The sequence below is a fragment of the Synechococcus sp. 65AY6A5 genome, from assembly GCF_002760415.1.
In the GTDB taxonomy this organism is placed as follows: Bacteria; Cyanobacteriota; Cyanobacteriia; order Thermostichales; family Thermostichaceae; genus Thermostichus.
This window is the reverse complement of the sequence record NZ_AXUW01000001.1, coordinates 1000755-1011369: the sequence shown is the minus strand read 5'-3', so window position 1 is coordinate 1011369 and position 10615 is coordinate 1000755. Positions and strand designations below refer to the sequence as shown.

The following is a 10615-nucleotide window of genomic DNA, read 5'->3' as shown; positions in this document are numbered from 1 at the left end:
CGTCGGGCAAAGGACGGTGCTGGATCAGCTTAACCGGCCCAATTTTGGGCAGATGGATAAACTTCCCTCGAATGCAGTCCTGCTTCATTTGGGGGAAGGTAAAGGAGCGGTACCGCCCAACACCCTTAAATCTCGGCCTTCCTGCCCGCTTGCCGTTGGAGTCACCTTTGATCCATCTATCAAAGGCCCTTTGTACCCGCCGTATGCAGTTTTGGAGCACCTGGGAATAAATCTCTCGGTATTCAGGAAACAAAGCCTTGGTATTGGGCAAGTCCCGCTGCTGCGAGTACAAGTCGGGCTGCTCCTTCAACTCAGGCAGATGACAGACCGTTAAGGAGCAAGCATGGATACCGCAGCGATTTTGCTCCCACCAGCGGAAGCGCTCCGCCAAGCGATAGTTGTACTGTTTACGCAACAACTCCAGCCACTCACCCATTAGGGCGACTTGGCTAGAAGTAGGGCGCAAGCGGTACTGGTAGGCAATTCGCACATGAGATTACGATATCTGTTCATGAGTGTCTTCGCCATTCATCCCGACCCTGACCGGCCCCCCAGTCCCCCCGTGTACGGGGGGATATAGGGGGGTACAGGGCAGGCCTTCCTGGCGAATTAGGTAAACCTTGAACGCTATGACCTCCGCTTCTGCCCCGCCAGACCTGAAAGCCCACGGCCTTTCCCCAGAGGAATACCGCCAGATCCAGCAGCAACTGGGCCGGGATCCCAACCCCACCGAGCTGGCCATGTTTGGGGTGATGTGGTCGGAGCACTGCTGCTACAAGAACTCCCGCCCTCTGCTAAAGCACTTTCCCACCACGGGCGAGCGGGTGGTGGTGGGGCCGGGGGAAAATGCCGGCGTGGTGGATCTGGGGGATGGGGACTGGCTGGCCTTTAAGATCGAGTCCCACAACCATCCTTCCGCCGTGGAACCCTTCCAGGGGGCGGCCACCGGGGTGGGGGGCATCCTGCGGGATATCTTTACCCTGGGCGCCCGCCCCATTGCGCTGTTGAACTCCCTGCGCTTTGGGCCGCTGACGGATCCCCGCAACCGCCGCCTCATGGCCAGGGTGGTGGAGGGGATCGCCCACTACGGCAACTGCGTGGGGGTGCCCACGGTGGGGGGGGAAGTGGCGGTGGATCCCTGCTACAGCGGCAACCCCCTGGTCAACGTCATGGCCCTGGGCCTGCTGGAGACGCCGGCGGTGGTGAAGTCGGCAGCGCGGGGAGTGGGCAACCCGATCTTGTACGTCGGCGCCACCACCGGCCGGGACGGGATCCGCGGGGCCAGCTTTGCCAGCGCCGAGCTCAAGGAGGACGCGCAGCAGGATCGGCCGGCGGTGCAGGTGGGGGATCCCTTTCTGGGCAAATGTCTCATCGAGGCCTGCCTGGAGGCCTTTGCCACGGGAGCGGTGGTGGCGGCCCAGGACATGGGGGCAGCCGGGATCACCTGCTCCACCGCAGAGATGGCCGCCAAAGGAGGGGTGGGGATCCGCTTTGACCTCGACCGCGTGCCGGCGCGGGAAAGCGGCATGGCGGCTTGGGAATACTTGCTCTCGGAGTCCCAGGAGCGGATGCTGCTGGTGGTGCAAAAAGGCCGCGAGGCGGAGGTAATGGAGATCTTCCATCGCTGGGGCCTGCAGGCCAGCGTGGCCGGAGAAGTCATTGCCGAGCCGCTGGTGGAGATCTGGCACCAGGGATCCTGCGTGGTGAGGGTGCCGGCGCGGGCCTTGGCGGAGGATACTCCTGTTTACGTCCGCCCCCTGTTGCCAGAGCCGCCGGAGTATGTGCAAGCGGCATGGCAATGGGATCCCGCCACTCTACCCCCCTGCGATCGCGAAGGGATTCACCTAGGTCAGGCAACGCTGGCCTGGCAAGAGGTGCTGCTGCAGCTTTTGGCCCGCCCCACCCTGGCCAGCAAAGCCTGGATCTACCGCCAGTATGACCACCAGGTGCAAAACAACACCGTCCTTTGGCCGGGACAGGGAGATGCGGCGGTTATCCGCATCCGCTCCCAAAAATTTGGCGTGGGCGAGGTGCCCCCTCTGCAGGCTGCCCGCAAAGCCATTGCCGCCACCCTAGATGGCAATGGCCGCTGGGTGTATTTGGATCCCTACGAGGGGGCCAAGGCCGCCGTGGCCGAAGCCGCCCGCAACCTCTCCTGCGTGGGGGCGGATCCCCTAGCCATAACCGACAACCTCAACTTCGGCAGCCCGGAAAACCCAGTGGTGTACTGGCAGTTGGCCCTGGCCTGTCGGGGGATTGCCGAGGCCTGCCGCGCCCTGGGCACGCCGGTTACGGGGGGGAACGTCTCCCTCTACAACGAGAAGGGATCCCAGGCCATCTACCCCACCCCCGTCATCGGCATGGTGGGCCTCATTCCGGACTTGAAATTCATCTGTGGCCAGGGGTGGCAGCAAGAAGGGGATCTCGTCTACCTCTTGGGATCCCAGGCCGTCACCAGCCTGGGCGGCAGCGAGTATTTGGCGGCAATCTACAACAAGGTCACGGGTCGTCCTGCCCCCGTGGATCTGGAGCTGGAAAAGCGCGTGCAAGGGGCCTGCCGCCACGGCATCCGCCAGGGGTGGGTGCGCTCCGCCCACGACTGCAGCGAGGGAGGGCTGGCGGTGGCCTTGGCAGAAGCCTGCCTGAGTGGGGGCCGCGGCGCCAGCGTCTCCCTAGCTCCTGGATCCCTGCGCTGGGATCAGGCCCTCTTTGGCGAGGGATCCAGCCGCATCCTCGTTTCTGTGGACCCGGCCCAGCGCTCTCCTTGGGAAGCCTACTTAGAGTCGCAGCTCCCCGGCCAGTGGCAGCTTCTAGGACAGGTGGGCGGGCCAGCGGATCCCTTGGTGGTGACTACTGCAGAAGGGGATCCCGTGTTGTCAGTCTCTTTGGCCGCCCTGCAGGGTGCCTACTACAGCGCCTTTGCCGACTAGCCGCCTAGCTCCCCTCTCCCTCAGGGAGAGGGGCTGGGAGAGGGGCCGGGGGTGAGGGGGACTACCTCAAGCTGATTTTGCCTCAGACAAATTGGCCTGGATCACCTCCCGGTAGTGGGACTTGGGCTTGACACCCACCACCTGAGCCACCAGCTCCTTGTTTTTGAAAAACTGCACCGTCGGCGTGCAGGTGACCCCCCCTGCCTCGGCGATCTCCGGGTCTTTCTCGATGTCGATCTCCACCACATGCAGCTTGTCGGCAAACTCTTCGATGACCTTGTTCAAGATCAGCTTGAGGGCATGACAAGGGGCACAGGTGGGGGCGGTGTACTTGACCATCAGCAGGCGATCGCTTTCGTGGTAGAGCCGCCGCAGGGCATAGCTCCCCTCGTGGCAGGTCTGGCTGAAGTCGAGGTCATCTTGCACCTCCTGCTCAAAACTGGCCTCCTCAACAGCCGAGTCTCCCTCCGGCTCTACCTCGACAGCAGAGGCAGAAGCGGGCTCAAGATGGCTTTGAGGGACGACGTGATACTCCTGTGCCAGGCCGTGTTCGGAGAGCCAGCGCTCCGCCAGCATGGCCGCCATACAGCCGGTGCCGGCAGCGGTGATGGCCTGGCGAAACTCGTGATCCTGCACATCCCCGGCGGCAAACACGCCCTCTACACTGGTGGCTACAGATCCTGGGCGGGTGACAATGTAGCCCACTTCATCCAGTTCCAGTTGCCCTTTGAACAAGTCGGTGTTGGGCTTGTGGCCGATGGCGTAGAACAGGCCGCCCACTGCCATCTCCCGAATCTCGCCCGTCTGGTTGTTGCGCACCTTCACCCCCGTCAGGCGCAGGCCGTCGCCCAGAACCTCCACCGCCTCCGTGTGCCAGTGGACGGTAATCTTGGGGTGGTTGAGCACCCGGTCTTGCATGGCCTTGCTGGCCCGCATCTTGCCACTGCGCACCAGCATGTGGATATGGGATCCAAACTTGGTCAGGTAGGTGGCCTCCTCACAGGCGGTATCGCCGCCGCCAATGACCACCAGCTCCACCCCCCTAAACATGGGCATGGCCCCATCGCAGACGGCGCAGGCCGACATGCCCCGGTTCCAGTAGATCTCCTCTCCGGGCAAGTGCAGGCGCTTGGCCGTGGCCCCGGTGGCAATAATCAGGCTGTGGGTGCGCACTTCCCGTTCGTCAGAGCGAACCACAAAAGGCCGCTGGCTCAGATCCACAAAGGTGACGTCCTCGGGGTAAAGCTCTGCCCCCCACCGCTGCGCCTGGGCACGCATGTTTTTCATCAGTTGGGGGCCACTGATGCCCTCGGGAAAACCCGGAAAGTTCTCCACCTCGGTGGTGGTCATCAACTGCCCGCCCGGGATCCCGCCCACCTGAAACCCCTCAAACACAACCGGCTTCAGGTTGGCACGCCCGGCATAAATGGCCGCCGTAAACCCAGCAGGGCCAGAACCAATAATCACCACGTTCTCAACCCGACTTTGCTCTGTCATCCGATGTCGCTCCTTGCTGTTGCTGAAAACTAAACCAAACTCATAACGACTACGTTTTAGCCTAACACGAGCTGGTACCCTCGGCGAGGCTGGAGCTTGTTAGTCCCATTTTCGCTTTCCTCTAGCTAGGGGGACAGGGTTTTGTCTCTGTCTGGAGGACAACAGGGCAGAAACGCCTGGCTGAGAGGCGCGATGGCCAACCTCTGGAGCAGAAGGCCAAAGCCAGGGCAATTTCGTATCAGAAACTACAAAATGCTGAGATCGGCTTTTCTAGGATGGGTGAGCGCTTTTGGCCCATTCAAGTCGAAGCGTGGGGATCCCGTCTACCTTTGATTACCCCAGTCTCAACCGCAACCCAATCAGGAGAGAGTAATGGCATCCACGCCCCAAGATGTGCTTCAGATGATCCAGGACAACGATGTCCAGATGGTGGATCTCAAGTTTGTGGATCTCTTTGGCACCTGGCAGCATGTCTCCTTCCACTCTTCAATGCTGACGGAGCAAGCTTTTAGCGAAGGGCTGCCCTTTGATGGCTCCAGCATCCGAGGCTGGAAATCCATCAACGAGTCAGACATGTACATGGTGCCAGACCCCAAAACGGCCTGGATCGACCCCTTTTTCCAAGTGCCCACCCTCAGCCTCATCTGTAGCATCATTGAACCCCGCACCGGTCAGCCCTACAGCCGTTGTCCTCGGAGCCTGGCCATGCGGGCTGTGGCTTACCTGCAATCGACAGGCATTGCCGATACGGCTTACTTTGGGCCCGAGGCAGAGTTTTTCATCTTTGAAGATGTACGGTTTGACCAAACTCAGAACGCCGGCTACTACTTCGTCGATTCCATCGAGGGCCGCTGGAACTCAGGCCGGGAGGAGAAAGGGGGCAACCTGGGCTACAAGCCGCGCTACAAAGAAGGCTATTTCCCTGTGCCGCCCACCGATGCCCACCAAGACCTCCGCACCGAGATGCTGCTGACGATGGCCAAGTTGGGGGTGCCTATCGAGAAGCACCACCACGAGGTGGCTACCGGCGGGCAAGGGGAGCTGGGCTACCGCTTTGCCGATCTGATCACGGCTGCCGACTACATGATGATTTACAAGTACGTGATCCGGAACGTGGCCCGCAAGCACGGCAAGACGGTGACGTTCATGCCCAAGCCCCTCTTCAATGACAACGGCAGCGGCATGCACACGCACCAGTCCCTCTGGAAAGACGGCCAGCCCCTGTTCTACCAAGAGGGCAACTATGCCGATCTCAGCGAAACGGCTCTCTACTACATCGGCGGCCTGCTCAAGCACGCCCCGGCCATCCTGGCCTTCACCAATCCCACCACCAACTCCTACAAGCGCTTGGTGCCCGGGTTTGAGGCGCCGGTAAACCTGGCCTACTCGCAGGGCAACCGCTCGGCTTCCATTCGCATTCCGGTCACGGGCAAAAATCCCAAGGCCAAGCGGCTGGAGTTTCGCTGCCCCGATGCCACCTGCAACCCCTACATCGCCTTCTCGGCCATGTTGATGGCCGGCTTGGACGGGATCAAGAACAAGATCCACCCCGGCGAGCCCCTGGACAAAGACATCTACGATCTAGAGCCAGACGAGCTGGCCAAGATCCCCTCCACGCCCGGATCCCTGCTGGATGCTCTGGAAAACCTGCAGAAGGATCACGCTTTCTTGTTGGAGGGAGGTGTCTTTACCGAAGATCTCATCGAGGCCTACATCGAGTACAAAATTGACAACGAGATCAACCCCATCAACCTGCGGCCTCACCCCTACGAGTTCGCGCTCTATTTCGACGCCTGATTCTCATCTAAACCATTAGTTCTCGGCCAAGGCTTTTGAACGGGATCCCTTCTTGCTGGAGGGATCCCTTTTTTGTGCCTGCTCTGGTACTCTGGGTGGGGGTGCTGAAGTTTACAGACTCAGGGGGGGTTTGGATGGGATGGCTTATAGCTCTTATTATTTGGGTCCTTATTCTCTTAGGCCTTCTGGCGCTTGTTGTCTATCTAGAGAAGCTAGCTGACTATCTAGAGAAGAAGCGTCGGGAAGCTTTGGAGCAGGTGGCCAGGAGCCTGGGCATGTCGTTTTCAGCAGAGCTACCCGAAGGGATCCGCTCCCGCTTGCTTCAGGCAGGCTTTAAACTATTTGAACAAGGCTACGATCGACGTTTCTACAACTCAATGTCCAAGCGGCTAATCGATGGAACTGAGATCGGTGCCTTTGACTATCAGTATGGGTACCCCAGCGGCAGGGGCAAGAGGCGGGCCAGGGCAGGAGCGCCCACACCCGACGATCATAGGTACCCCAGCGGCAGGGGCAAGAGTCGCAGGATTGTCTGGGGCAAGAGTCGCGGCACTCATTGCCAGTCTGTTTTCTGGGCCTATTGCGAAGATCTACGGCTACCTCATTTTCGGCTACATCCGAATATTCCCCTGTTTCATGACATTGCCAAAGCCTTTGGCATGCAAGATATCAACTTCGAGGGCCACCCTCGGTTTTCCCGCAGCTACCTTTTGCGCGGAGAAGATGAGGCCAAGATTCGCCTGCGCTTCCATCCTAGGTTTCTTAGCTTCTTGGAGCAGCATCCTCCTTGTTGCGCTGAGGGATCCGGGCCGCAGCTTATTGTTTGGCGGGACGACCAACAGGTGAGTCCAGAAAAAATGGCAGACTGGCTGCGCTTCGGGGAAGAATGGGTGCAACGACTGCGGCTGCGTCGCGTTTAACTCTCTGGATCGTCCCTCAAGGCCACTCCCTGGGTATGATGAGAGGAAGAGTTTAAAAAACGTAACGTGTCTTCCTCATTGTCCCAGGCGGTTGTTCTCATTACAGGGGCCACAGGGGGAATTGGCAGTGCCCTTGTGCCTCTCTTGGCCCAGGCCGGAGCCCATCTAGTGCTGGCGGCGCGGCGAGAAGGGCCCCTAGCCACCTTGGCCGAGAAAGCAGTAGCCCTCGGGGCTGCTTCTGGAGTAGGGATCCCCACAGATGTAACCGACTACGCCCAGGTCGAGGCGCTGGTGACCCAAACGCTGCAGAGGCACGGGCGGATCGATGGGCTAATCAACCTCGCCGGCGCCGGCATCCTCAAACCTGCCCCGCAAATTACCCCCGCTGACCTGGAGCAGATGCTGGCGGTCAACCTCAAGGGCAGCTTCTACACCAGCCAACTGGTGGCCAACGCCATGCGGGAGCAGAAGTCCGGCCATATTCTCAACTTCCCCGGCATTCTGGGCCGCCACCCCATGGCCATGGCCTCTGCCTACTGTGCTGCCAAGTTTGGCGTGGTCGGTTTTACCAAGTGCATGGCTGACGAGCTGAAGCGCTTTGGGGTACGCTTTACTCTGTTTTACTTTGGCGGCATCGACTCCCCCTTCTGGGATCCCATCAGCCTCAAGGTGCAGCGGGACAAAATGCTCAGCCCTGCCACGGCTGCCGAGGCGATTCGCTTTGTCCTGACGATGCCTGCCAATGCCGTGCCCAACGAGGTGGTGTTGCAGCCGGAAAGCCACCAGTTTCTCTAAGGCTTGCCGAGTTCTGGAAGAAATCCCTGCTGCAGGATCCAGAGCTGGCACAAGTCGGTATTGCCAGCGGGAACTTCCCCAGGCAAGAGAGGGTGGGTTGGGGCTGGCCAGATCTCCTTGCGGCCCTTTGGGCAGATTGCCTCCATAATCAGGAAGACGTCCAGCCGGGGGCCTAGCCGATGGAGGCCATACGCTCACTTGTGCAAGAGGAGCCCATCCTCTCCTTTGCTCTGTTGCTGGGGGTGATCCTGGTGGTGCCGCCGCTATTTGAGCGGCTGCGCCTGCCGGGGTTGGTGGGCCTTTTGGTGGCGGGGATCGCCCTGGGTCCTCAGGGACTGAACCTGTTGACTTCAGAGCTGCCGACGGTGCAGTTGCTCTCGGAGATCGGCGTGGTCTATTTGCTGTTTGTGGCCGGGCTGGAGATCGACCTGGAGCAATTTCGGCAGACCCGCAACCGCTCTGCCACCTTTGGCTTGTTGACCTTTGCCATTCCCCTAACCGTGGGCACCGCCATTGGGCGGCTGTTTGGCTTTGGCTGGAACGCGGCCATCCTGCTGGGATCCCTGTTTGCCTCCCACACCCCCCTGGGCTACCCCATCGTCAGCCGCTACGGTCTGGTGAAAAACGAGGCGGTGCTGGTCACCATCGGCGGCACCATCTTCACCGACATTGCCGCGCTGCTGGTCTTGGCGGTCTGTGTCGGCATCCACGGCGGCGAGTTTTCCCTCTGGAGCTTGGTGCGGCTGCTGGGATCCCTGCTGCTGTATGCGGCTGCTGTGCTGTTTGGGGTGGACTGGCTGGGGCAGCGGTTTTTTCGGGTCACCGGCAGCGAAGAGGGCAACCAATTTTTGTTTGTGCTGCTGGCTCTGTTTGTGGCGGCTCTGGGGGCGCAGTGGATTGGGGTAGAGAAGATCATCGGCGCCTTTCTGGCGGGGCTGGCCGTGAACGATGTGCTGCGGGAGGGCTCTGTCAAAGAAAAGATCGTCTTTGTCGGCAGCATCTTGTTCATCCCCGTCTTCTTTGTGGATATAGGGCTGTTGCTTGATCTACGCGCTTTTTTGCAGACCCTTAGCTCCCTTTGGCTGCTGTTGAGTATCCTGCTGGGGCTGGGCCTCAGCAAGTACGCTGCTGCCCAACTCTGTCAGTGGCTCTACCGCTACACCCCGACCCAAAAGCTGATGATGTGGTCGCTCTCCTTGCCCCAGGTGGCGGCTACCTTGGCGGCAACCCTGGTGGGGTACCGCGTGGGGTTGCTCAATGCAGACGTGCTCAACAGCGTGGTGGTGTTGATGTTGGTAACGGCCACCCTGGGCCCAATTTTGACCAGTCGGGCGGCCACGCAAATGGCTATGGAGGAGGAACAGAGTCGGTTCCCATCTCCACCAGGAGTCGCTCCCGCCTCCGCAGCGCCGCCTCCCCAGCCCTACGTGGTCGTGGTGCCGCTGGCCAATCCCGAAACCGAGGAAAACCTGCTGGAGATGGCCTGCCTCCTGGCCAAGCAGGAGGGCGGGCGGGTGGTTCCCCTCTCGGTGGCGACCGGCCACCTGCACATGGACTCTCCCTTGCTGCAAACTTCCCTGGAGCACGGAGACCACCTCCTCAAGCGGGCGACGGAGTTTTGTCGGCCCTTTGGGGTGGAGGTCACCCCTCTCTGCCGCATCGACAGCCACGTGGCCCAGGGGATCAGCCACGCCAGCCGTGAGCAGAACGCCAGCCTCATCGTCATGGGCTGGAGCGATCCCACCCGCTTACAGGCCCGCCTCTTTGGCAGCGTCATCAACAGCGTCCTCTGGGCTGCCCATTGCCCAGTTGCCGTAGCACGCCTGCTCCATCCCCCCCACAAGCTGCGGCGGATCCTGGTGGTGCTGGAAAACTTTCGCTCGCAGACGGCTCGGGCGGTGCGCCTAGCCCAGATCTTGGCCGCCGCCAGCCAGGGAGAAGTTACCTTGCTTCACATCTGCTTCGCCAGCACCCCCGAAAGCGATCGCCAGTGGCTGGAGGCGCAGCTTTTATCCCTAGCCCAACAGCCAGACTTGGGCTACCCCGTCCAGGTCAAGGTCTTGGCCAGTGACGAGGTCGTCAAAACCCTCTTGCAGGAGGCCCAAGGATTTGACCTGGTGGTGCTGCCCTCTTTTCGTCGGCGCAACCCCAGCGGGAGCCTATCCTTCAGCGACACGACCACTCGCCTCCTAGAACGCCTCACCTGCTCTCTGATCATGCTCGGAGAGCATGACTCTAGTCAATGATATGCTGGACTATACTGAAAATAATGTACAATATGTTCAGTATGGCTGCTTGGTATGGCTAGGTATGTAAAACCGAGAGAAGCGGCGGATTATTTTGGGGTGTGTCTCCACACCTTGAGGCGATGGGAACAGAAGGGCTGGATCCATGCAGTACGTACTCCATCTGGTAGGGCGAGAAGGTATGACCTCGACAGCTACATCAGAGCACCCAAGAAGGACAAACGAGTCGTTTTGTACGCCCGAGTCAGCAGTCGAGGGCAGAAACCAGACTTGGAGAGACAGATTGCAAGACTGGTTGACCTCTATCCTGGAGCCGAAGTGGTCGGAGAGGTTGGCGGCGGTCTCAACTTCAAAAGGCCAAAGTTCCTTGCCTTATTGGAACGAGTTCGTGCGGGAGATATCGGAACAATTGTGGTCGCTCACCGGGATC

General features: G+C 60.3%; 8 protein-coding genes. 6 read left to right on the top strand and 2 right to left on the bottom strand.

The genetic code is table 11. The annotated features are described in order from the left end of the window. A partial coding sequence (locus SYN65AY6A5_RS04750; RefSeq protein ID WP_143597136.1) for a helix-turn-helix domain-containing protein occupies positions 1 to 490 on the bottom strand: 490 nt, incomplete at its 3' end. Positions 491 to 629: 139 nt separating this feature from the next. Between SYN65AY6A5_RS04750 and purL the strand changes: the two genes are divergently transcribed. Beyond that, on the top strand, positions 630 to 2930 hold the full coding sequence (purL, locus tag SYN65AY6A5_RS04745) for a phosphoribosylformylglycinamidine synthase subunit PurL (RefSeq protein WP_099884011.1): 2301 nt from the start codon (positions 630 to 632) through the stop codon (positions 2928 to 2930). A gap of 66 nt (positions 2931 to 2996) precedes the next feature. Here the strand turns inward: purL and trxB are convergent, their stop codons facing one another. Beyond that, a complete protein-coding gene (gene trxB, locus SYN65AY6A5_RS04740) occupies positions 2997 to 4427 on the bottom strand; it encodes a thioredoxin-disulfide reductase (RefSeq protein ID WP_011430211.1) in 1431 nt (476 codons plus the stop codon). Positions 4428 to 4799: 372 nt separating this feature from the next. On the opposite strand from trxB, the gene glnA reads away from it, so the two are divergent. The 5 genes from glnA to SYN65AY6A5_RS04715 form a co-directional block, all read left to right on the top strand. After that, a complete protein-coding gene (gene glnA / locus SYN65AY6A5_RS04735) occupies positions 4800 to 6224 on the top strand; it encodes a type I glutamate--ammonia ligase (RefSeq protein WP_099884009.1) in 1425 nt (474 codons plus the stop codon). A 659-nt stretch (positions 6225 to 6883) separates the two neighbouring features. Beyond that, positions 6884 to 7144 (top strand): hypothetical protein, encoded by a 261-nt coding sequence (locus SYN65AY6A5_RS14320; protein ID WP_240530984.1) that lies wholly within the window; start codon positions 6884 to 6886, stop codon positions 7142 to 7144. Between the two features lie 66 nt (positions 7145 to 7210). Then, entirely contained in the window at positions 7211 to 7939 is a 729-nt protein-coding gene (locus SYN65AY6A5_RS04725; RefSeq protein WP_240530466.1) for an SDR family oxidoreductase, read from the top strand. Between the two features lie 179 nt (positions 7940 to 8118). Beyond that, a complete protein-coding gene (locus SYN65AY6A5_RS04720) occupies positions 8119 to 10185 on the top strand; it encodes a cation:proton antiporter (RefSeq protein WP_099884005.1) in 2067 nt (688 codons plus the stop codon). Positions 10186 to 10239: 54 nt separating this feature from the next. After that, positions 10240 to 10615 (top strand): recombinase family protein (locus tag SYN65AY6A5_RS04715; RefSeq protein ID WP_143597135.1); only part of this gene is annotated, 376 nt, incomplete at its 3' end.